A 22,646-nucleotide genomic window follows, 5' to 3' on the forward strand; every position below is an offset into this window, starting at 1 on the left:
CGTGGCAACTGCGTTCTACAAGGCTTGTAGCAATAAAGTAGTAATTAAGTAAAACCGAAAAATTCGAAAGTTATTTCAACTAAGCCTGCTATTCTAATACGAAAAGTGTATTTATATCAAGCGGTTTTAGCGGGCGGACTAAACGCCATTCGACCTGAAAGCCAGGAAAATGCCGCACTGATCAGCAAGAGCCCCATCATGGGTAATGCCGTATCGGTGTGCCATGCACTAATCGCAAGCCCGGCCATCGTTCCGCAAAGCATTTGAATTGTACCCATTAAGGCCGATGCCGACCCCAGTCGCTTGCCCTGGTGATTCAGCGCAAGCGCCCCCGAATTCGGGAGAACGAAACCCTGGCTGGCCATAAATGCCATGAGGCACACCATGAACAGCCACAAGTTCAAAACCCCTGCCAACGTAAGCGCAACCCCTATAAGCGCGACAATAACAATACTGTTTTGCGCCAGTTTGAGCAATTTTTCTGGACTGTGGCGGTTTAGCAGCCGCGCGCTAAGTTGCGACATGGCGATAAGTGACGCTGCGTTCAGACCGAACAGAAAGCCGAAATATTCGGGGTCGACTCCATAAACATCGATTAGCACTCTGGGTGAACCTGCTATGTAGGTAAACAACCCGGCAGAGCCAAACCCGCCCGCCAGTGAGTAAAACATAAACTGTCGATGCTGCAGCAGTGCCCAGTAATTGCGCCCGATATTGCGAATGTTAAGCGGGATCTGCTTTTCTACGGGGAGTGTTTCCCGCATATGGCGCGCAGCGGCGTAAACAAGCAAAGCGCCGCACACCACCATAATGACGAAAATGCCACGCCAGCCGCCGATAAACATGACTTGGGCACCAAGAATGGGCCCCAGAATGGGGGTGACGCCCATGATCAAAATCAATAAGGAAAGTGCTTTTGAGGCATCACGCGTTTCCAGATTGTCGCGAATGACTGCGCGGGGAATGACCATGCCGGCGGCCCCACCAAAGGCCTGAACAATGCGTAAGAGAGTGAGATGAGTGACATCGTTTGTGAAGGCGCAACCAATGGATGCCAGGGTGAAGAGGGTAACGCCGAAGATCAGGGGCTTTTTGCGGCCAAATCGATCGGCAACCGGGCCGTAGGCCAATTGCGCCAGTGAAAGGCCGAAAAGGTAACTGGCCAGTGTTCTTTCCACCTCGCCTTGGGAAGCACCCAGCCCTTGTGCGATGTTGGGAAACGCCGGGAGATACATGTCGATGGCAAGAGGCCCCAGGGCGGTCAGGGCGCCCATGAGCAGTAGCCATCCAGGAATATTCATCATAATTCAACTTTACTGAAGGCAGGTCGTGCGAGCGGACGTGCATTCAAAAGTCGTCAGTGTAATAGAAATTGAAATGCTAATGTAAGTGAAATTTAGTTAACATGAAGAAAATGGCCGTGCGGCACGTTTCGTACTCGATATGACGGAATAATGCTAAATTGACGGCACAAAAAAGAAGCGTGGTGAAGAATGCCGCGTCGAGGATATGTATCTAGACTTGTTTTTGTTTGTTTACATAGGGAGCGGAGTGTGAGTTCGGTTTTGTCGATGGTAGAAAAAAAACTGGCGGCGTTGCCTGTCTCAGTGCAAATGCAATTGCCGGGTGGTGAAACAGTTGGGGCCTCAAACCCGGAAATGAAACTAATCGTCAAAGATCGTGCGACGTTAGTGAATTTTGCCACCGGCCAGGCCGGAAATTTGGGTGAGGATTATGTAGAGGGCCGCTTCGTGGTTGAGGGCAGTATGCGCAACCTGATGAAAATTGCGGCGGCGATTCTGGATCAAAACCCTGTTGATGCGGCCAAAGGGAACTGGTTAACGGCGCTGCTCCGGCACTTGGTGTCTATTCGTCGCCACTCGACAGCCCGCGACGCTGAACAAATTCAGTTCCATTATGATTTGTCCGACGAATTTTACGCGCTTTGGCTGGATCCTCGTCGTGTGTATTCGTGCGCATATTTCCGCGAGCCCGATATGACACTGGCGCAGGCGCAAGAGGCCAAACTCGACCACATCTGCCGCAAACTTGATTTGAAAAGCGGTGAGCGTTTTCTTGATATCGGCGCCGGGTGGGGTGGTTTGTTGCTTTGGGCGGCCGAGAATTACGGTGTTGACGCCACTGGTATCACCTTATCGAAAAATCAACATGCTCATGTGAATCGTTTGATAGAGGAAAAAGGTTTGAGCGGGCGCGTACGCATGAATTTGCTCGATTACCGCGATCTCGACGAGTCCCGGCCATACGACAAGATTGCGTCCGTTGGCATGTTCGAACACGTCGGGCGGGCGCAACTGGAAGCGTATTTTGCAAAACTTCGTCGTTTGCTGGCACCCGGCGGCTTGATTATGAATCATGGCATTACCGCAGGTGGCGTATATAACGCCGAAGTGGGCGCTGGCATGGGACGCTTTATTGAAAAATATATTTTCCCCGGCGGTGAGCTCACCCACATCAGCAATGAGCTGGCCAAGATTGCGTTAAGTGGCCTGGAGGATGTCGACGTTGAAAATTTGCGTCCGCATTATGCGCGTACCTTGTGGCACTGGAGCGACACGCTGGAGGCGAATCTGGATGCCGCGCGTAAAACCCTGAAGCCGGGCGAGCAGGGCGATAAGTCTTTGCGTGCTTATCGCATTTATCTGGCCGGTTGTGCGTTGGGCTTTGAACAGGGCTGGATTGCCTTGCATCAGGTTTTGTTAAAGCATAAGGCGACCGGGCGTCACGATGAACTTGATTATCCCGCCGATGAGGCCTACCCGTGGCGTCGCAATTATATTTATCGGTAATATTCAATGTCTAAACTGGTTCTGGTATTGGCGCACGATGCGCCCGTACCAGAATTTCAGCAAGATTGCTGATAAGCCCAGCCCCAGTGCGGCCATGAACCAAAGGCTGCCGGCCCCAACCGGGGCGCCGGGCATAAGAATATCCAGCAGGGGTTGAAGTGCGCCTTTCCAGGGGCCGAAGCCCAGCAGCCAGCCGCCAACCAAACCAAAAACGGTCAGCGCCACCACTTGCATGATCAGTGGCACAACCGCAACCTTATACGCTCGCAACAAGTAGGTCATGATGCATTGCATGGCATCACAGAAAAGAAATAGCGGCAGTATCGTTAACAGGGTTAAAGCGACAGCGGCCACCTTGGTATCATCTGTATAGGCCGACACAATCAAGTCGCGGAAAACCAGAATGAGTACAACAGTCAGGCTGGCGCCCATGACGACGACGGCCAACCCGGCCCGCCCGGTTAACAGGGCCCGATGCGGTGCTTGTGCTCCGATCGCTTGAGCGGTCAGTGACGCTGATGCAATACCGATCGCCATGGGCAGCATGTAACATAGCGCGGCCAGGTTCGCCATAATCTGATGCCCCCCCGTTACGAACATGCCTTCCCGGGCAACCAGCAAAGCCATGAATGTGAAGGCACAGACTTCAACCAGGTATGAGCCACCCATCGGCAAGCCCAGGCGCAACAGCGATTTAAGTTCCGCCCAGTCGGGGCGTCCCAGCCTTAATTGAAAGGGCTTGAAGAATGGGTCATGTGTGATGACCCATAATCCAATGACTAAAGTCATCCAGGCGACAATGGCTGAAGACAGACCTGCGCCGACGGCACCCAACGCAGGCATTCCGAATTTGCCGAAAATGAAAATCCAGTTGAACAATGCTTTGAAACCGACACTGACCAGGTTGATTGTCATGACAATTTTGGGTCGTGATACGGCGGTGCCCAGGCAATAGATAGTACGAAAAAGCAGGCTCGCGGGAAGCGCAATAATTAACATGCGCAAGTACCATGTTACGCCGTTTCGCACTTCAGGTTCGATCGTGCCCGAGAACATCAGCCACAGGTTGGGGGAAAACAGCGCGATGCTGCCGACACCGGCCAGACCGAAGGAAAGCCAAACGCCTTGCCCCCATGCATGCCCTACCCGGGCAGGCTGGCGGGCACCGAAATATTGGCCGATGATAGGGATAAGTGCATGAACCACGCCCATCAACCCAATGAAAACTGTTAAATAAATGGAGACGGATAATGCCATCGCCTGAAGGTCGGCGGCGCTTGCGTGTCCGACCATGGTGGTGTCCAGTACACCGAATGCAATGCCCGCCCAGGCACTGATGAGAACCGGCCAGGCTTGTTTAAGTGTTTCCTTGATATAGAAAAACAAAGAATGCGTGCCGGGGTTGTTCATTGTGCATGAATACGAACTAGCTGAAAAAGTTCACGGCGTTCGGGCCGGCGTTTGCCTTCCCATAGCAATGTGACGTTCATGTTGCCTAGCGGATGCATCCCGGCGTCCAGCGCTTGAGGGCTTGTTTGAATAATTGCAAGAGCACAGTTGCGGTTGCTGGTTGGGTCCAGGCCATTAAAAACATAAAATGCAGCGCGTTGTCCCACGCCCAGATCTATGGCTTGTACACATTCGTTATCACGCTGGTGCGTTTCGATTGCCTGGCTCAGTGAGTTTGATACATCGCGGTAGCTACGGACGTAGTCAAGTGCCGGCATCCAGAGGGTAACGAGTAACAGCCAGGTGGTGACGATACCTCCGGCGGACAGCACCGTACCGCGCCACAGTGCCGCAGGGCGGTGCAATACGCGCCAGCGAACAAGAACCAGCCAGGCGACGGTACCGGCCAACGCAATGGTTACGGCGGGCCAGGAGACATACGCATCATAACCCTCGGTTTGCCGGGCAATGTTGTCGGAAATTTGCTCGGGCCATCCTGCCTGCAAGGCAACCCAGCCTAACCACACGGTTGCGATGGTGAGGGAGAAACACATGACTGCAAACCAATCGAGTGAATTCACCATGCCGCGTCGCAAGGTCGGCAGCGCGAAGGCCGCCATCACGGCGAAAGGTACCGCCATTAAGCTGTATTCCGGTTCAAAGGAATCGGCCAGGAACAGCATTGTGATGAAGGGCCAGAGCGCAAACATCAGGGGCAACCATACATGGGGTGCGCGCAGCCATGATCGCCATTGCCACAATGCCATCAGTGCGAAAGGCCAGGTGGGCCAAAGAAACCAGGGCAGATCGCGGAAAATACTGAATACTTCGCGCCAACTGGGGAATGTGAACGATTCAATATTCCATAACCACCAATATTGAGCCCAATATGGGTTCAGGCTTTGCGCGGGAATCCACCACGCGAGGCAAAGCAGGGTGCCGATCAACACCGACAAGCCGACCCATTTCAATCTGGCTCGTAAAGCGGCAGTCGGTAAAAATGCAGTGGCAATGGCAAGGTAAATTGGCAGGGCGCCAATCCAGCCGCGCGCTAAAAGCGCGGCTCCGATAGCCAGACCGAGTGTGATTGCGCCCGACAATGGACGGTCGAGCATACGAACAATCGAGTAAAAGGCTACGGCTTGTACGGCAATAATGACCGGCACTTCCGAGGTTTCGTGCATGCGCCACATAATGCCGGCAGTTGCCAGAATCAGCAGCAGTGAGGCGTCGGCTATCATGCGGCCATAGTCGCGCTCGGTGGGCTCGCCACCGAACGGTAAACGCAGAGGTTGTGGTTCGGGTCGTCGCCCTAAAAGGTAGGTGGCGTACCACACGGCGCCTACCATTAGGCCGAACCAAAGTAAATTGGGTAAGCGTGAGGCAATAATCTGCGCGTCGAGTGTTTGGGTGAATAGCGTAAAAATGGGGGTAAAGACGCTAATAAACGCAGCGCCAACCCACATTGCCAGGGGGCCGTCCTGAGCATGCGCAAAACTGCCTATTTGGGGAAGCCAGGCAGCTTGGTCGGGGCCGTTCAGTGCGGTAAGCATTGTGGCCAGGCCAACGATATCGTCGGTTTTCCACGGTTCGCGAAAGAACAGGCCGGCAAAAATGTAAATAATGCCCAACAATAGCAAATAGAGCCTCGGCAGTTTTGCGGTTGCCGGGGCGGTGAGTCGTGCCGGAGTGGATCGAGGATGATGAGGCGCCACGTTCTGACAATAAGACGATGCTTAAAAGGGGAATCTTAAATTAAAAAGGCAGCCGTTTGGCTGCCTTTTCCAACTGCCGCGCTATTGGGCGCGGCAGAGAGGGTAGCTTTGCGTTGCCGCTGATATCAGGCGCCTTTTTTCAGGGTGCCGGTAGTGCGGGCAAAGCGGGCGCGGAATTTCTCGACACGGCCGGTTTCCACAATACGTGTTTGTGCGCCAGTGTAGAAAGGGTGGGATTCCGAAGTGACTTCGCACTTGAACAGCGGATAGGTTTTGCCGTCGATCTCGGTTGTTTCACGAGAGTTCAAAGTTGAGCGCGAAATAAATTTGTTGCCCGTTTGTTGGTCTAGAAACACAACTTCGCGGTATTCGGGATGAATGCCTTCTTTCATGATGAAATTCCTGATAATTAAAATTTCGGGTCGCCAGATGGATCTTGCTCCTATTTTCAGGGGCAGCCAACTACGTATCCAGGGTAACCATTAATTTTAGCATGGCCGTTATTTTAGGTCGAGCGCTTTTATGATGTGTCTATCATGTAAGGGGTACGGTTTATACCTGTCCTTGTTCAGCCAGCGAAATTGCTTGTGTCGGCGTCACAATCAAGTGATCAAGCAAGCGGATGTCGACCAACGCAAGTGCGTTTTTCAAATGTCGTGTCAGGGCGAGGTCGGCTTGACTTGCTTCGGTTACACCTGATGGGTGGTTGTGTGCGAGGATCAAGGCGGCGGCGTGATGATGCAGTGCCGATTTAACTATCTCGCGCGGGTAAACCGAGGCTTGCGTTAACGTCCCTCGGGAGACTTCTTCGCTTTCAATCAGGCGGAATTGGCTGTCAAGGTACAGTGCCATGCAATGTTCTATTTTGCGATGGCCGATGGAAGCCGTGCAATAGAGTTTTACGCGTTCCGGCTGATCCAGTGCCCGCCCATGCTGCAACTCTTCCTGGAGTGCGCGTCGGTTGAGTTCGTTGATTGCAAGTAGCTCACAGGTTTTGGCCTGACCCAGTCCGGTCATTTCAAGCAGGGATTTTGAGTCGGCGCTTAATAAGCAGCGTAATCCGCGAAAGTGTTCGATCAGTTGTTGACCCAGCGTAACGGCATCACAGCCGCGAATACCTGTACGCAAAATAATGGCGAGCAGTTCGGCGTTGGTCAGGCTATGGGCGCCGTGGGTAAGCAAACGTTCACGTGGTCGCTCCCGGCTTGGGGCGCTGTTTGGCACCGGCCGGGGCCGGGTTAGGCGATGTGTCATGGGAGGCTCTAAAATAGTCAAATTAATGAAGACCTTTAACGGTGACAGATTTTGACCTCCTCCTCTGACTCAGTGAATGTTTTTGTCCAACCGGACTCTTACCTGACCTTGCATTATCGAATCACAATTATTTCCGGCCCGGGCAAGGGGTCGGTGTTTGCCGATACGTTCAGCGGCAATCCCGCCACCTTGCAATTAGGCATGGGGCAATGGTCGCCCAGCCTGGAGCAGGTTTTGGTTGGGCGAGCCGAAGGTGCTGAGTTCTCTGCAGAGATACCAGCGGCACAAGCCTATGGCGATCGTAACCCCGAGTTGATTCAATGGGTGGGGCGCAAATTGCTCGACCAGCACTCCGAGCCGGGCATGCAGTACGAGCCGGGAGATATTGTTACTTTTACCTCTCCTGAGGGGTTGAAGTATTCAGGCGTTTGTAAAGAGAGTCGGGATGACGCTGCTTTATTTGATTTCAACCATCCGCTGGCGGGTGCCGACCTGCGGCTGGATGTTTCGCTGTTGGGGGTAATGTGATGATTGAACAACCGGATTTGTCGACAACTGAAATTGTTTTGGCGCAACCACGTGGCTTTTGCGCTGGTGTTGATCGTGCAATTGAAATTGTCGAGCGTGCGCTCAAGCTTCACGGTGCGCCTATCTATGTCCGCCATGAAATAGTGCATAACCGGTTCGTTGTGAATGACTTGCGTGAAAAAGGCGCTATTTTTATCGATGAGCTGGATCAGGCGCCCCAGGGCGCTATTGTGGTGTTTTCCGCACACGGGGTGTCGCGGCAGGTTCGCCAACAAGCTCAGGATCTGGGTTTGCAAATTTTTGATGCAACATGCCCATTAGTCACCAAGGTTCACGTGGAAGTGGCCCGTATGCGCCAGGCTGGGCGTGAAATTATCATGATCGGCCACCGGGGCCATCCTGAGGTTGAAGGGACATTGGGTCAGGCCGAGGGTGGTATGTATCTGGTGGAAACGCCCGAGGACGTCTGGGCGCTGGAAGTTTTGAATCCTGAAAATCTGGCTTTTGTCACGCAAACGACTTTGTCGGTTGATGATGCTGCAAAAGTGGCGCAAGCTTTGCGCTCGCGTTTTCCCGGTATTGTAGAACCCAAGAAGAGTGATATTTGTTATGCCACTCAAAACCGTCAGGACGCCGTCAAAATCATGGCGCCGGAGTGCGATCTTGTGCTGGTGGTGGGGAGTGTGAATAGCTCAAACTCGAACCGATTGCGCGAAGTGGCCGAAAGAGGCGGCGCGCAGGCTTACCTTATTGATGACCCCGATATGATCCAGTCTGAATGGCTCAAGAATGCCAGGCGGGTGGGTCTGACAGCCGGGGCATCTGCGCCGGAAGTCTTGGTGGAAAGTGTGGTGGCCAGATTAAAAACGCTGGGGGCGGTTTCCGTCCGCACGCTGCCCGGCGTAGAGGAAAACGTGGCATTTCCTCTACCCAAGGGGCTGTCGTTGAAAACCACACAAGGATCCTGATGAAAGTCTTCAAATTTCTCCTGGCTTTTTTGGTTGTTGTCGTTGCGCTGTATGGTGCGTCGTCCTGGTATACGGGGCGCGAGGCACAATCGTTAATTGAACACGAATTGGCGCAGGCAAATGAGCAGGTGTTAAAGGCAATGGGGCCGGAGACCGGTGCACAAGATGTTCAGATCCGTATCCGAAGCTATGACCGCGGCGTTTTCACGTCGCAGGCCGAATATGAGATGCAATGGCGTGAAGAAGATGGGCGCGTTGTCAGTTATGTATTCACTGATAATTTGCAACATGGCCCTTTCCCTTTAGCAGCCTTGCAGCAAGGGCACTGGGCGCCCGGTTTGGCGTTTAGCGAAGCGCGTTTGCAAAAAACCGAATCGACCGAGAGTTGGGTAAACAGCCTTGACGGCGCCTCCCCCGTGGTCGTTCGCACTTTTGTCGGTTTTGGTGGAACAGGCGTTTCAAACTGGATTTTTCGTGAAGCGAATTTTAGCGAGGCGGATGGCAGTAAAGTCGTTTTCAGCGGCGGGCAAGTCGATATCCGTTTTAGCGATCATTTTCAGTCGCATGTCGCCTCCGGCGGTTTCGACAAGCTTGAAATGACCGATGTGTATGGCAGTGTCATGGCGCTGGATGCGATCTCGCTTGAAAGTGAAAATGCTCTTTCGCAAAGTGGTGAGCGCACTTTAGATAGTGTGGTGAAGGTGGAACGCATTGGTCTGATTGAGCCTGAAATGCAGGACATTGTGCTGAGTGGGACTCAGGTGGCCTTGCAGGCAACCCAAGCCGACGAATTGCTAACCGGTCAAATTAGCTACGGCGTCGACGCGGTCGAGTTTGGCGGCGCTCCGTTGGGGTCTATCGTTGCTCAGGTTTCGGCCGACCAGTTGAACATGACTGCACTCACAAAGCTGGTACAGGAATATGATGCCATGCGGTTGGAAGACGCCGGCACAGAGGAGGGGTTACCGCAGCTGGATGACGACCAGGCACGTCGTCTTAGGGCCGGTTTGTTTGAGTTCCTGGGCAATCAGCCGGCATTGACTCTGGGGCCTGTTGTATGGACCAATTCTCAAGGGCAGGCACGGATTCAACTGGATGCCGATTTCGTTGAACCCGATCAGGCCTTGCTTGATGCACCTGCCGATCAATTGCTGTTGGCTGTATTAGGGCGGTTGCATCTGGACGCCGAGATTGAAAAGCCGTTCTTTGAGGAGCTTTTCATACAGCTAAGCGACGAAGAGCGGCAACGCGCGTCGGCGATGGCAAGAATGGTGTTCGATCTTTATGCCGGGCGCCTGAGCCGTGCAGGCTTGGCGGTGTATGAAAACAACACATTGAAAATGAATGCCTCCTACGAGGAGGACACCATTCGGTTGAACGGCGAAATGGTTGGGCTGACGGAATTTTTGCAGCGTCTCTTCCAGGGCGTGCTCTGATTTGTTTTGCTTGCTTGCCACAATGTCACAATTTGACGTTACCATCATGCCTGATCAATGGCGGGCGACGGGAGGGGCGTGATGTTTTTTCATAACAATACCGTACTGATTGTTTTTGTTATCGGTGTGATTTTGCTGATTATCGGTTTTGGTCTGCGTGACCGGAATCCCGGTATGGTGCTGCTGGGCATCGGCCTTTTGGCAACACTGTATGCGGTGGTACAGAAAGCAATTGAACTCTTTTCTTGAGGATCAGGTATGACGAAAAGAACGGCTCTGGTAACGGGGGGGATGGGGTGTTTGGGCGAAGCAATTGCCAAAACGCTTCATGATGCCGGGCATACGGTGTGGGTCACGTATTTTCCCGAGCATGAGGATCCCGAGCCATGGCTTGGCCGCTTACGCGAGCAGGGCTACGAATTTCGGGCGGTGGGTGTTGATGTGTCTGATTATGAGTCTTGCCGGCAAGGCGCTGACCAGCTTGCCGCCGACGGTGCGAAAATTGATATTCTGATCAATAATGCGGGGATAACGCGCGATTCTTCGTTGGGCAAAATGAGCAAGAGCAATTGGGATGCCGTGTTGCGGACCAACCTTGATTCGGTTTTCAACATGACCGGCTTGTTCTATGGCGCCATGGTTGAGCGGGGTTGGGGTCGTATTGTAAGTATTTCGTCGGTTAACGGCAGCAAAGGCGCGTATGGCCAAACCAATTACTCGGCCGCCAAAGCAGGTATTGTTGGGTTCACCAAAGCTCTGGCCCTCGAAGTGGCGCGTAAAGGTGTCACGGTAAATGCCGTGTCGCCGGGATACCTCGACACGCCTATGGTGGCTCAAGTGCCCGAAGATGTGCTTGAGTCGCAGGTGTTGCCTCAAATTCCAATGGGCCGTCTGGGCAAGCCGTCGGAAATTGCTGCATTGGTTGCGTTTATATGCAGCGAGCCCGCAGCCTTCATGACTGGGGCGAACGTTGCCATGAATGGTGGTCAACACATGTATTGATCATTACGTCACATTATTTTGTGAAAGGTCGCAGATGCACCGAGGCAATTCCCGTTACCAGGTTTTTATAGATCGCGCCGTCTCGGAAGGGAGCAAGCTGGTTTGTGCCGTGGCGCATCCTTGCGATGATGTGTCTTTAGCGTCAGCAGCCGCAGCAAAAGAGCAGGGCATTTTTGAACCCATTTTGGTGGGGCCTCGCATCCGTCTGGCCAAAGCAGCGAAGGGGCTTGGTCTCGATCTGGACCAGTTTCAGGTGCGCGACACCCCCCATAGCCATGCGTCGGCTGATTTAGCGGTCGATTTGGTCAAGTCAGGCCAAGCGGCGCTGCTCATGAAAGGCAGTTTGCATACCGACGAGTTGATGCATGCGGTGTTGGGCGCGCAAAGCGGGTTGCGTACAAACCGAAAGCTTAGCCATGTGTTCATGATGGATGTACCTGGCCACGCGGAATTACTGTTCATTACCGATGCTGCCATCAACATTTTTCCCGATCTTGAGACCAAAGCTGATATTGTGCGCAATGCCATTGAGCTGCATCATGCGCTGGGGTTGGGCAAGCCCAAGGTTGCGATCCTGGCGGCGGTTGAGCAAATTAATCCCAGGATGCCCAGCACAATTGATGCCGCCGCGCTGTGCAAGATGGCTGATCGGGGGCAAATTGAAGGGGGGGTAATCGATGGGCCTTTGGCGCTCGATAATGCCATTAGCCCTGATGCTGCGCGTATCAAAGGCATTCACTCCAAAGTTGCAGGGTATGCCCAGATTTTGGTTGTACCCGATCTTGAGGCCGGTAACATGCTGGCCAAAAATCTGACTTTCTTATCCGGCGCATTGGCCGCGGGTGTGGTGGTGGGCGCACGGGTGCCCATTATTCTTACAAGCCGGGCGGATTCCGAACAAACACGGTTGGCCTCGTGCGCGGTTGCGGTGTGTTATGCACGCTGGTTGTCGGGCAGGAAATTGCCTGCCACTTAACAGGTTTATGACGCCATGAATCCGCTATTACTTGTTGTTAATGCCGGTAGCTCCAGTTTGAAATTTGGCGTGTATGAGAGCGACGGCGACAAGGTGTTGGATTTGACATACTCGGGGCGGGTTACCGGTATTGGTTCGACCTCGCCCCGTTTTCGCGTTGGCAGTTCAGATCGTCCCGGACTGGTAGACCGGGAGCTTGCGGCGCACGAGGTGTCTTCGCTCGACCAGGCGCAGGCTTTGGTATCCGACTGGTTGGCACAGAACCTGAAGCGCGACCCCGATGCAGTTGGCCATCGCATTGTGCACGGCGGCCCGAACTATCACGACAGCGTTCTGGTTACCCCTGCGGTGCTTCAGGAGTTGGAGGGGCTCGCGTCGTTGGCACCTTTGCATCAACGCAACAATTTGCATCCGGTGCATGTTATTGGCCAACGCCACCCGTTATTGCCGCAAGTGGCTTGTTTCGATACTGCGTTTCATCGCGGGCATCGCGACGTAGTCGAGCGTTTCGCCATTCCCGAGCGTTTTTTCCAGCAAGGCGTGCGTCGGTATGGGTTTCATGGTCTTTCCTATGAATACATTGCCGGCCATTTGAAGCGGCATTATCAGCAAAAGGCTGACGGGCGGGTGATTGTGGCGCATTTGGGGTCGGGCGCCTCGGCTTGCGCAATGAAGGCGGGCCTGAGCGTTGAGACAACCATGGGTTTTACCGCGCTCGACGGCTTGCCCATGTGTACACGGCCCGGGCGTCTGGATGCCGGGGTTGTGCTTTGGATGATGGAACAGGGGATGTCCCATGAGGACATACAGCATGTTCTTTATTATGAGTCGGGCCTGAAGGGCTTATCGGGGTTAACTGATATGCGGGAGTTGTTGGCGAGCGATCAGCCGCAGGCGGAGTTGGCTCTGGCTTACTTTGCTTATCGGACAGCAGAAAGCATTGCCGGGTTGTGCGTTGCGCTGGGTGGATTGGATACGCTTGTATTCACCGCCGGTATTGGTGAAAACTGCCCGGAAATAAGAGCGCGGGTTTGCCGGCATCTTGAGTGGTTGGGGCTGACGCTCGATGGGCAGGCAAATCAACGCAACGCTTCAAGCATTGCGACCGGCGAGTCCGCCGTTTCTGTTTTGGTTGTGCCGACGAACGAGGAGTGGGTCATCGCCAACAAGACACTGCGGGTTCTGACGGGGGCCTAAATCATGACGGACGGTACTGAACCAAATCGGAATCGTTCTATGAGCAGTTGGCATACCTTGACGGTTGATGCGACTCGTTCAGCGTTGGCCACGTCAGATCAAGGCATTACGCAAGAGGTGGCGGCACAGCGACTCCAAGAGGTGGGTCCCAACCGTTTGGCGCCGCCACGCAAACGGGGTCCGGTGCGGCGATTCTTTGCGCAGTTTCAGAATATTTTGCTTTACATCATGCTGGTTGCAGCAGTTGTCACTGCCATATTTGGGTATTGGGTTGATACGGCTGTTCTATCGGCGGCGATTGTCGTCAACGCGATCATCGGTTTTATTCAAGAAGGCAAGGCTGAGTCGGCGCTTGATGCCATCCGCAACATGCTCGCCCCCCGTGCCACGGTGGTTCGCGGTGGGCGCCGTATTGAGGTCGACGCAGCGGTTCTGGTTCCCGGCGACTTGGTTATCTTGAACCCCGGCGATAGAGTGCCTGCCGATATGCGTTTGGTGGGTGTGAAAACCTTGAAGGTTGAGGAAGCCGCGCTGACGGGCGAATCGGTTCCGGTTGAAAAAGGCACTGAAGCGGCACAAGCAAACGCCCCGCTTGGCGATCGATACTGCATGGCTTATGCAGGTACTGTGGTTGTAAACGGCCAGGCGACAGGGTGGGTTGTTGCTACGGCAACCCATACCGAACTCGGGCATATCAACCAAATGCTTGCCTCAATAGGCGACGTGGGCACGCCCATGATGCGCCAAATCAACCATTTTTCTTACCTGTTGGCGTTGGTGATTGTTGTGGTCGCAGCGCTGGTTTTCGTATTCGGCACGGTGGTTCGGGGTGAACCGCTCATTACTATGTTTATGCTTGTGGTGGCATTGGTTGCTGCCGCCATACCCGAAGGCCTGCCGGCGATCATGACAGTTACGCTTGCGCTGGGAGTTCAGCGCATGGCGCGTCAGCACGCCATTATTCGACGTTTGCCCGCCGTTGAAACCTTAGGATCGGTCACGGTCATTTGCAGTGACAAAACAGGTACGTTAACGCGCAACGAAATGACGGCTCAACGCATTGCGCTTGCTGAGTATGTCGTTGATGTTGAAGGGGTAGGCTACGAACCCAAAGGCAGATTTTTACGGGATGGCCGGGTTGTCGAGGCGGCGCAACATGCACTTCTTAACCGACTCCTGACGGTTGGCGCCTTATGCAACGATGCAGCACTGCATAACAAGGATCATCAGTGGTGGGTGGAGGGCGATCCCACTGAAGGTGCGCTGTTGGTGCTTGGCCGCAAAGCGGGCATGAGCGAAGTGGATCGTTTCACACAATGGCCCCGGGTTGATTCGATTCCCTTTGAGTCGGAAAACCGCTATATGGCGACCCATCATCGTGATGTGAACGAGCGGTCTTGGATTTTCGTGAAGGGGGCGCCGGAACGGGTGTTGGAAATGTGCGGTTATCAGGCTCACGACGACACATTGCAACCGATTAATCCGGATTACTGGCGTCGTATGGCCAATGATATTGCCGCACGGGGTTTGCGTTTGCTTGCGCTGGCCCACAAGCAAGCCGACCCGCAAGGTCCTTGTCTTTCATTTGATGACATGCATAAAGGCTTTGTTTTATTAGGGTTGGTCGGCATGATCGATTCACCGCGAGAAGAGGCTATTGCGGCGGTTGCTGATTGTCATCATGTCGGTATCCGCGTGAAGATGATTACAGGGGATCATGCTGATACCGCTAAAGCAGTGGGGGCGTTACTTAATATCGGTCGTGGCAAACCGGTGTTAACGGGCGCCGAAATAGCGCTTATGGATGATGCAAGCCTGGAGCAGGCTGTGTCCGAGGTCGACGTCTTTGCTCGAGCGAGTCCTGAACACAAATTACGGTTGGTGGGGGCATTGCAACATCATGGGCACGTCGTGGCCATGACGGGAGACGGCGTGAATGATGCCCCTGCGCTAAAACGTGCCGATGTGGGTGTGGCGATGGGGCAAAAAGGGACCGAGGCGGCGAAAGAGGCCGCTGATATGGTGCTGGCAAACGATAACTTTGCCACCATTGCCGTCGCCGTGCGTGAAGGAAGGGCGGTTTACGACAATGTGAAAAAGTTTATTTTGTTCATGTTGCCGACCAATGGTGGCGAGGTATTAATTGTTATCGCTGCTCTGGTTTTGGGTTTGGCACTGCCGCTTACGCCTGCCCAGGTGCTTTGGATCAATATGGTGACGGTTAGTACCCTGGGCTTGGCGCTCGCGTTCGAGCCGCCTGAGCGGGGCATTATGCGCCGACCGCCGCGTTTGCCCTCTGAAAAGCTATTATCCGGCTTTTTCGCATGGCGCGTGCTGTTTGTTTCAATACTCATGGCTACCGGTGCTTTGACTTTATTCTTTTGGGAGTTGTCGTTGGGGCGCGACACTGCAACGGCCCGCACGCTGGCGGTGAATGCCGTGGTATTTAGCGAAATGTTCTATCTCATTAATAGCCGCCGCATCGACTCTTCAGTATTGAGTCGCGATGGACTACTGGGAAGTCCTCATTGCTTGGTCGCTATTTTGTTTTGTATTTTGTTGCAAATGGTGTTTACCTATGTACCATTGATGCATACTTTATTTTCTTCGGTGGCCTTAACCTGGGTAGACTGGGTCAAGGTGTTATGCGTAGGAGCGATGGTGTTTTTTATTGCGGAACTCGAAAAATGGATTTCCCGTCGGTTTTTCAGACGGACACACGTGGAAAAATCGCACTAGGCCTGTTTGAAAAAGAATATCGATGATAATAAAAAATACTTCAGCGGTTGTGATTGCCGTGCTGATGGCAGCCATTTTATGGCTGGATTCCGTAACGCATTTGGGCCTGACAGTGGGCGTTTTGTATGCGCCGGTCGTGTTATTCACGATACAGGTCAGGCGGGTGGGCTTTACCCTCGCAGTCACGTTGGTGGCTGTCTTACTGGTTCTGCTGGGGGCGTGGCTTTCGCCTCCTGTGATTGCGGGTTACCCGCAAGAGTTCGCCTGGCTGAATCGAATCATGTCGATTGCCGCCATTTTGGTTACCGGCTGGCTGGTTGTTGTGCGTGTTCGGGCCACACAAGCGTTAATAGACTCACACAGGGCATTGGTCGATGCCCGGCAAACCCTTTCCGACCAACGTCATTTGCTTGAAGTGGCGGCGTCAGCCGGCGGGTTGGGGGGGTGGTCTGTCGATTTGCAAACGGGGGTGGTGAGTTGGTCTGACCACGTGGCGCGTATACACGGTAAGGCCGCCGGTTATAACCCCGCCTCACTGGACGAAGCGTTTTCGTATTATGCGGAAAATGAGCAGGCGTATTTACGCAGCACAGTTCAAAGAACCCTCAGCACAAAAGAGCCTTTCAACGTTGAATCGCGCATTGTTTTGCCAGACGGCCAAATCGTATGGGTTCATGCTTCAGGCCGGGCGGTTGTGAACGCAGACGGCGACGTTATCAAAATCGAAGGCGCGCTACAGGACATCACGGCGAGAAAAATCGCAGAGCAGGCCTCAAGAGTCAGTTTGCAACGCTTCCAGCAATTGGCGGAATCCATGCCTATTACTGTCTGGACGGCCGCTGAAAATGGCGATATCGAGTATGTCACTCCCCTGTTCTTTGAATATGCGAACGTGGCCCATCGACGTCTCGAGAAAGATCAATGGCAGCACTATGTGCACCCCGACGATATGCCGTTTGTGCTCGAAGTGTGGCAACGTGCCTTGCAAACTGGGCAGCCGTATGAGGTTGAAATGCGTTTGCGTCGCGCCGATGGCGAATACCGCTGGCATTTGGCGCGCGCCGTCCGGGTTCGCGATCAAGTCGACGGCACACTCAAATGGTTCGGTTCCCTAACCGACGTTCACGAGCAGCGCAGGGTCGCCCAGGAAGCCCGCGATTTGGCTACCCGGCTGTTCAACACATTGGAAAGTATTACGGATGCGTTTTTTACGTTGGATACCGAATGGAATTTTACTTATCTGAACGGGCAAGCCGAGAAACTGCTCAAGCGTGACCGTAAGGAATTGATTGGCCGTAATGTCTGGGTTGAGTTTGCTCCGGCCCGGGGAACTACGTTCGAAGTGGAATATCGTCGCGCGATGAAAACCGGGCAGCCGGTTGTATTCGAACAGTTTTATCCGCCGCTTGAAACCTGGTTCCAGGTTCATGCGTACCCTTCAAAAGAGGGGTTGGCTGTTTATTTTCAGGACATGACCCGTAGTCATAATGCGCTGGCCCATTTACGTTTGCTTGAAACGGCCGTGTCGCGCCTGAATGACGTGGTTATTATTACCGAAGCCGAGCCGATTAATGACCCTGGGCCGCGCATTGTCTATGTTAACGACGCATTTGTTCGTCGCACGGGGTACAGCCGGGAGGAAGTCATTGGCAAGTCGCCCCGCATATTGCAGGGCTCGGGTACATCGAGGGCCGAGCTTGATCGCATTCGCCAGGCGATACAAAATTGGCGCCCTGTGCGAGCCGAACTGCTGAACTACACCAAGGCAGGCGACGAGTATTGGATTGAAATCGACATCGTGCCCATGGCCGACGATACCGGTTGGTATACCCATTGGGTCGCGGTTGAGCGAGATATCAGTGAAAGAAAGTTGCTGGAGGATCGTGTGCGTCATTTGCAACGCATGGATGCGATCGGACAGTTAACCGGCGGGGTTGCCCACGACTTTAATAATTTGCTGACAGTCATGGTCGGTAATGCCGAATTGCTGGTGGAAAGTCTGGATGACCGGCCGGAACTGTCAACATCGGCCAAAATGATTGCACAGGCGGGGTCGAAAGGCGCTGAGCTCACCAAGCGTTTGCTGGCATTTGCACGTCGCCAGCCGCTTGAGCCCCGGGCACTGAATGTAAGCCGCGTGGTCACAGATATGCAAAGTCTGTTGATACGCACCCTGGGCGAACATATTGAGTTGGAGTTTGTTATGGGGGCCGGTTTGTGGTCTGCTATGGCCGACCCCTCCCAGTTGGAGGACGCACTGTTGAATCTGGCCATTAACGCGCGCGATGCCATGATGAGTGGGGGGCGCCTTACCATTGAGACCGGGAACGTTTGGTTTAGCAGCGATTATGCCCGTGAACACCCCGACCTCAGCCCCGGCCAGTATGTAATGATTGCGGTCTCCGATACCGGTTGCGGGATTCCCCCTGAAAACATGAAACGCCTTTTCGAGCCTTTTTTCACGACTAAGCCTCGCGGCCAAGGCACGGGTCTGGGTTTGCCCATGGTATTTGGCTTTCTCAAACAGTCGGGTGGCCACATGACGGTTTATTCCGAACCTGGTCAGGGAACCACCGTGAAAATGTATCTTCCCAGAACCACCGAGCAATGGGTTGAACCAGCCACTGCCGAGGTTGAAAGCACTCGAGGCGGCGGGCAAACCATTTTGCTGGTCGAGGATGATCATTTGGTGCGTGAATATGCCCGCTCGCAATTACTTGGCTTGGGTTATAACGTGGTGTGCGCCGAAGATGGCAAACGGGCGTTGGATATTCTTCGTTCCGATGTCCGCTGCGATTTGCTGTTCACCGATGTGGTCATGCCGGGGGGGCTAAGCGGCCGGCAATTGGCGGATCAGGCCAGGCTGTTGCGGCCTGGTTTAAAAGTACTCTATACCTCCGGCTACACTGAGAACGCGATTGTGCATCATGGCCGGTTGGATCCTGGGGTGCTACTACTGAATAAACCTTATCGTCGGGTGGAGCTTGCTGAGAAAGTTTGGCAGGCCTTAAGTGAACCAACGGGTCAGGAGCCCTGATATGTCCAATAATACGCGTCGCTTATTGATTCTCGATGATGATCCGGGGGTGGGTCAAACCATCGAGCTGATCGCCCGCGCCAGCGGGTTTGAAACCCGGTTCACCTTAAGCCCGGAAGCTTTTTTTCAAGGCGTCGACGAGTGGCGGCCTGATCACATAGCCATTGATTTGATCATGCCCGAAATGGACGGCGTGGAAGTGCTTGCCAGGTTGGCTCAGCGTCAGTGCGAGGCGCGGATTATCGTGACCAGCGGCGTGGATCACCGGGTACTGGATGCCGCCGGAAGATCGGCCACGGAGCGTGGCTTGAATATTGTGGGGGTGTTGCCCAAGCCGTTCATGCCCTCTGCATTGCGTAAGCTGTTCGACTTAAGTGAACCGTTAGTGATAACTGCTACGGGCGGACGCAAGGGTGGAGCGGGTACACAGGTTTATTCGCCCGACGCCGCTGATTTGCAGTCGGCTTTGGATCAAGACCACTTTTTTGCCATGTATCAACCGAAAATTTCCTGTTTTAGCGGCGACTTGGTTGGGTTCGAGGCACTGATGCGGTGGAATCATCCTCAGCATGGTTTTATTCCTCCCGACCGGTTTATAGCGTCAGCTGAAAATACCGGCATGATCGATGCGCTGACCGAGCGCATGCTGGATATTAGCCTCAGTTGGTTTGCACCTCGCTATGCCCGTTCGTCGGTGCGTTTGTCTATTAATTTATCGGCGCGTTCACGGCTCGATGATGCATTCGTTGACAAATTACTGGCACGCTGCACTGAAGCGGGGGTGCCGGCCGACCAGCTCATTTTTGAGTTAACCGAAACCAGTGCCATGGAGGATCCAGTTGCATCGCTTGACCTCTTAACCCGGATGCGCATGAAAGGCTTTCATCTTTCGATTGATGATTTGGGAACGGGCTTCTCCTCTTTGCTGCAACTGGTTCGTTTACCATTTTCGGAGCTTAAGGTGGATAAATCGTTCGTGATTACAGCGGCCTCGTCGTCTGAGTCGCGTCAGGTGATTCAGGCCATTGTGAGCCTGGGGCAAAGCCTGGGGATCCAGTCGACGGCGGAAGGGGTTGAAGACGCGCAAACTTTGCAGTTCCTGCGTGAAATCGGCTGTAATTTCGCCCAGGGCTTTCATATCGCGCGGCCCATGGAGCAAGATGCCGCAGCCAATTGGACGCACTTCACGTTACAGTGAACGCGTAAGGGTTGCAACCGGGGGCAATACCGGGTTGCACTACCTGCGTAGCATGATGTTACCCTAATTGCTCCATAGCCAAAGGTAACCATTTATGCAGAACAACAATCAAATTCTGCGCGGATCAACGGTGTTGATCCCCGTGTTTATACCCGCAGTTATTGTGATTGGTTTGATGGTCATCGGTACCATCAGCAACCCAACTTTAGCCGGCGAGTTATTTTCCGTCACGCTAACGTATATTACGCAGAATTTTGGCTGGTTTTACATGCTGGCCGTTGCCATTTTTTTGGTATTTATTGTTTCCATTTGCTTTACGCAATGGGGCCAAATCAAGCTCGGGCCGGATCACGCCGAACCGGAATATAGTTTTCCATCGTGGTTTGCCATGTTGTTTTCGGCGGGGTACGGTATTGCGCTTCTGTTTTTTGGTGTGGCCGAGCCGGTGTTGCATTATGCTTTGCCGCCGGAAGGCCCGGCACTTACGGTGGATGCGGCCAAGCAGGCCATGCAAATTGCTTTTTTCCACTGGGGTTTTCATATTTGGGCCATTTACGGTCTGGTCGGGCTTGTACTGGCGTATTTTGCGTTTCGCCACGGCCTGCCGCTCTCCATGCGTTCAACGCTTTACCCTCTTATCGGCGACAAAATTTACGGCCCCGCAGGGCATGCTGTTGATACCTTTGCCATTTTAGGTACTACGTTCGGCCTGGCCACTACACTGGGTTTGTCAGTGGCGCAAATTAATGCAGGTTTGAATTACCTTTGGCCGACTATTCCTGTTGCAACCTGGGTGCAGGTAACGTGCATTATTGTTATTACGGCGTTGGCTACCATTTCGGTGGTGGCGGGGATGGACAAAGGCATTAAACGTTTGTCGCTGCTGAACATGATTCTGGCGGTGTCATTAATGCTGTTCGTTTTTGTCACCGGCCCCACGGTTTTCATCTTGAATACGTTCATGCAGAACACAGGCAGTTACCTCAGCAATATTGTCGAGCGTACTTTTAACCTGCAAGCGTATACGTCCAGCGGCTGGATTGGCAACTGGACTCTGTTTATTTTTGCCTGGACAATCGCCTGGGCGCCGTTTGTTGGGTTGTTTATTGCGAAAATCAGCCGCGGCCGCACGATTCGCCAGTTCGTCGTGGGCGTCATGTTCGTGCCAACCATCTTTACCTTCTTGTGGTTTTCGATTTTCGGCGACACCGCTCTGCATATGATCATGGTGGAAGGCTACACAAGTCTTATCGACCAGGTACAAGCCGATCATGCCGTGGCGCTGTTCCAACTACTTGAAAGGCTGCCCTTGTCGGGTATTATTTCTTTTTTGGCGGTGGTGTTGATTTCCACCTTCTTTGTGACTTCGGCTGATTCGGGCGCACTGGTGGTTGACTCGCTGGCGTCGGGTGGTGCAGCGAAAAGCCCGGTGTGGCAGCGGGTATTTTGGGCTTCACTGTCGGGTCTTGTTGCGATTACGCTACTCGTTGCAGGTGGGCTTAGTGCCTTGCAAACCGCTTCAATTGTTAGTGCTTTGCCGTTTGCCATTATTATGCTGATTGCTGCGGTGGGTATGTGGCGCGCCCTCGTTATTGAAAGTCATCATGAAGTAAGCCTGCAACAGTCCATGCAAGGCCGCCATCATAAGGAAGGCCCGGGTTTCTGGAAAAAGCGTTTGGCCAACCTGGTGGATTTTCCGGCAAAGGCCGACGTGTCACGGTTTATTGCAAATACGGTTTACCCCAGCATGCAACGGGTAGAGCAAGAGCTGGAGCAACAAGGCTGGGAGGCAACGGTTGCTTTCGATCAGGAACAATATCGCGCCCGCTTCGAGGTATTCAAGAAAGGTCAACTTGAGTTCGTTTACGAAGTGCGTTTGCGTGCTTATGCGATGCCTGATTTTGCCTACCCGGAAATGTCGCGCGATGTCGACGGTGATAAACATTACTACCGTGCGGAAGTGTTTTTGCGCAGGGGTGGGCAGGCTTACGATGTATACGGATGCGACAGTCAGGACATCATCAGCGATATTCTCGATCAGTTCGAAAAGTATATGCATTTCCTGCATGTATCGCCGGGTATTCTGCCGTGGAAGATGGAAGAGCCTGAAGAAGAAAAACCACAATCCTGATTGAGCATGCGCTAAAATAAGTCGGCCTGCCTAAATGGCGGGCCGACTTTTCTTCCTGCGTAGCATTGCACTCAAAGACCGGATCAGGTCTGTTTCAGGTATTTATATTTATTGTGGTAAAGACGGTTCCGACCTCTGTGCAAGAGCTCGAGGCGCGGCTTGCGCACTCGACGGCCCTTGTTCGTCGATTGTATTTGCAATACGAC

At 53.5% G+C, this 22,646-nt stretch carries 17 protein-coding genes; 12 read left to right on the forward strand and 5 right to left on the reverse strand.

The window, feature by feature from the left end:
- Positions 1 to 116: 116 nt before the first annotated feature.
- Complete coding sequence (locus G9Q38_RS08290; RefSeq protein WP_228276082.1) at positions 117 to 1,304, reverse strand: multidrug effflux MFS transporter; 1,188 nt, start codon at positions 1,302 to 1,304, stop codon at positions 117 to 119.
- A gap of 189 nt (positions 1,305 to 1,493) precedes the next feature.
- On the opposite strand from G9Q38_RS08290, the gene G9Q38_RS08295 reads away from it, so the two are divergent.
- A complete protein-coding gene (locus G9Q38_RS08295) occupies positions 1,494 to 2,810 on the forward strand; it encodes a class I SAM-dependent methyltransferase (protein WP_166129787.1) in 1,317 nt (438 codons plus the stop codon).
- 3 nt (positions 2,811 to 2,813) lie between these two features.
- Here the strand turns inward: G9Q38_RS08295 and G9Q38_RS08300 are convergent, their stop codons facing one another.
- From G9Q38_RS08300 to radC, 4 genes are all read right to left on the reverse strand, one after another.
- Positions 2,814 to 4,220, reverse strand: coding sequence for an MATE family efflux transporter (locus G9Q38_RS08300; protein ID WP_166129789.1), 1,407 nt, complete (start codon positions 4,218 to 4,220; stop codon positions 2,814 to 2,816).
- A complete protein-coding gene (locus G9Q38_RS08305) occupies positions 4,217 to 5,974 on the reverse strand; it encodes an ArnT family glycosyltransferase (RefSeq protein WP_166129792.1) in 1,758 nt (585 codons plus the stop codon). Before G9Q38_RS08305 ends, G9Q38_RS08300 begins: the two co-directional genes overlap by 4 nt.
- A 125-nt stretch (positions 5,975 to 6,099) precedes the next feature.
- The gene (locus G9Q38_RS08310; RefSeq protein ID WP_114419726.1) at positions 6,100 to 6,366 is read right to left on the reverse strand and encodes a type B 50S ribosomal protein L31; all 267 of its coding nucleotides are present in this window, start codon (positions 6,364 to 6,366) and stop codon (positions 6,100 to 6,102) included.
- A 160-nt stretch (positions 6,367 to 6,526) separates the two neighbouring features.
- Positions 6,527 to 7,228, reverse strand: a complete 702-nt coding sequence (radC, locus tag G9Q38_RS08315) for a RadC family protein (RefSeq protein ID WP_119440880.1) — start codon at positions 7,226 to 7,228, stop codon at positions 6,527 to 6,529.
- 51 nt (positions 7,229 to 7,279) lie between these two features.
- Between radC and G9Q38_RS08320 the strand changes: the two genes are divergently transcribed.
- The 11 genes from G9Q38_RS08320 (at position 7,280) to G9Q38_RS08370 (ending at position 22,440) form a co-directional block, all read left to right on the forward strand.
- Entirely contained in the window at positions 7,280 to 7,756 is a 477-nt protein-coding gene (locus G9Q38_RS08320; RefSeq protein WP_205962270.1) for an FKBP-type peptidyl-prolyl cis-trans isomerase, read from the forward strand.
- Entirely contained in the window at positions 7,756 to 8,724 is a 969-nt protein-coding gene (ispH, locus tag G9Q38_RS08325; RefSeq protein WP_166129795.1) for a 4-hydroxy-3-methylbut-2-enyl diphosphate reductase, read from the forward strand. Before G9Q38_RS08320 ends, ispH begins: the two co-directional genes overlap by 1 nt.
- Positions 8,724 to 10,160: a YdgA family protein gene (locus G9Q38_RS08330; protein WP_166129797.1), complete on the forward strand. Its 1,437-nt coding sequence runs from the start codon at positions 8,724 to 8,726 to the stop codon at positions 10,158 to 10,160. The genes ispH and G9Q38_RS08330 overlap by 1 nt, the downstream gene beginning before the upstream one ends.
- 81 nt (positions 10,161 to 10,241) lie before the next feature.
- Positions 10,242 to 10,409, forward strand: a complete 168-nt coding sequence (locus G9Q38_RS08335) for a hypothetical protein (protein ID WP_166129799.1) — start codon at positions 10,242 to 10,244, stop codon at positions 10,407 to 10,409.
- A 9-nt stretch (positions 10,410 to 10,418) separates the two neighbouring features.
- Positions 10,419 to 11,162: an acetoacetyl-CoA reductase gene (gene phbB / locus G9Q38_RS08340; RefSeq protein WP_166129802.1), complete on the forward strand. Its 744-nt coding sequence runs from the start codon at positions 10,419 to 10,421 to the stop codon at positions 11,160 to 11,162.
- A 34-nt stretch (positions 11,163 to 11,196) separates the two neighbouring features.
- On the forward strand, positions 11,197 to 12,138 hold the full coding sequence (locus tag G9Q38_RS08345; RefSeq protein WP_166129805.1) for a phosphate acetyltransferase: 942 nt from the start codon (positions 11,197 to 11,199) through the stop codon (positions 12,136 to 12,138).
- Positions 12,139 to 12,153: 15 nt separating this feature from the next.
- A complete protein-coding gene (locus G9Q38_RS08350; RefSeq protein ID WP_166129807.1) occupies positions 12,154 to 13,335 on the forward strand; it encodes an acetate/propionate family kinase in 1,182 nt (393 codons plus the stop codon).
- A gap of 39 nt (positions 13,336 to 13,374) precedes the next feature.
- Positions 13,375 to 16,074, forward strand: coding sequence for a cation-transporting P-type ATPase (locus G9Q38_RS08355; protein WP_228276084.1), 2,700 nt, complete (start codon positions 13,375 to 13,377; stop codon positions 16,072 to 16,074).
- Positions 16,075 to 16,096: 22 nt separating this feature from the next.
- Positions 16,097 to 19,111, forward strand: coding sequence for a hybrid sensor histidine kinase/response regulator (locus tag G9Q38_RS08360; protein WP_166129813.1), 3,015 nt, complete (start codon positions 16,097 to 16,099; stop codon positions 19,109 to 19,111).
- A 1-nt stretch (position 19,112) separates the two neighbouring features.
- Complete coding sequence (locus G9Q38_RS08365; RefSeq protein WP_166129816.1) at positions 19,113 to 20,309, forward strand: EAL domain-containing response regulator; 1,197 nt, start codon at positions 19,113 to 19,115, stop codon at positions 20,307 to 20,309.
- Between the two features lie 94 nt (positions 20,310 to 20,403).
- Positions 20,404 to 22,440 (forward strand): BCCT family transporter, encoded by a 2,037-nt coding sequence (locus G9Q38_RS08370; RefSeq protein ID WP_166129818.1) that lies wholly within the window; start codon positions 20,404 to 20,406, stop codon positions 22,438 to 22,440.
- Positions 22,441 to 22,646: the final 206 nt, after the last annotated feature.

This window comes from Pusillimonas sp. DMV24BSW_D, assembly GCF_011388195.1.
GTDB classification, from domain to species: Bacteria; Pseudomonadota; Gammaproteobacteria; order Burkholderiales; family Burkholderiaceae_B; genus Neopusillimonas; species Neopusillimonas aestuarii.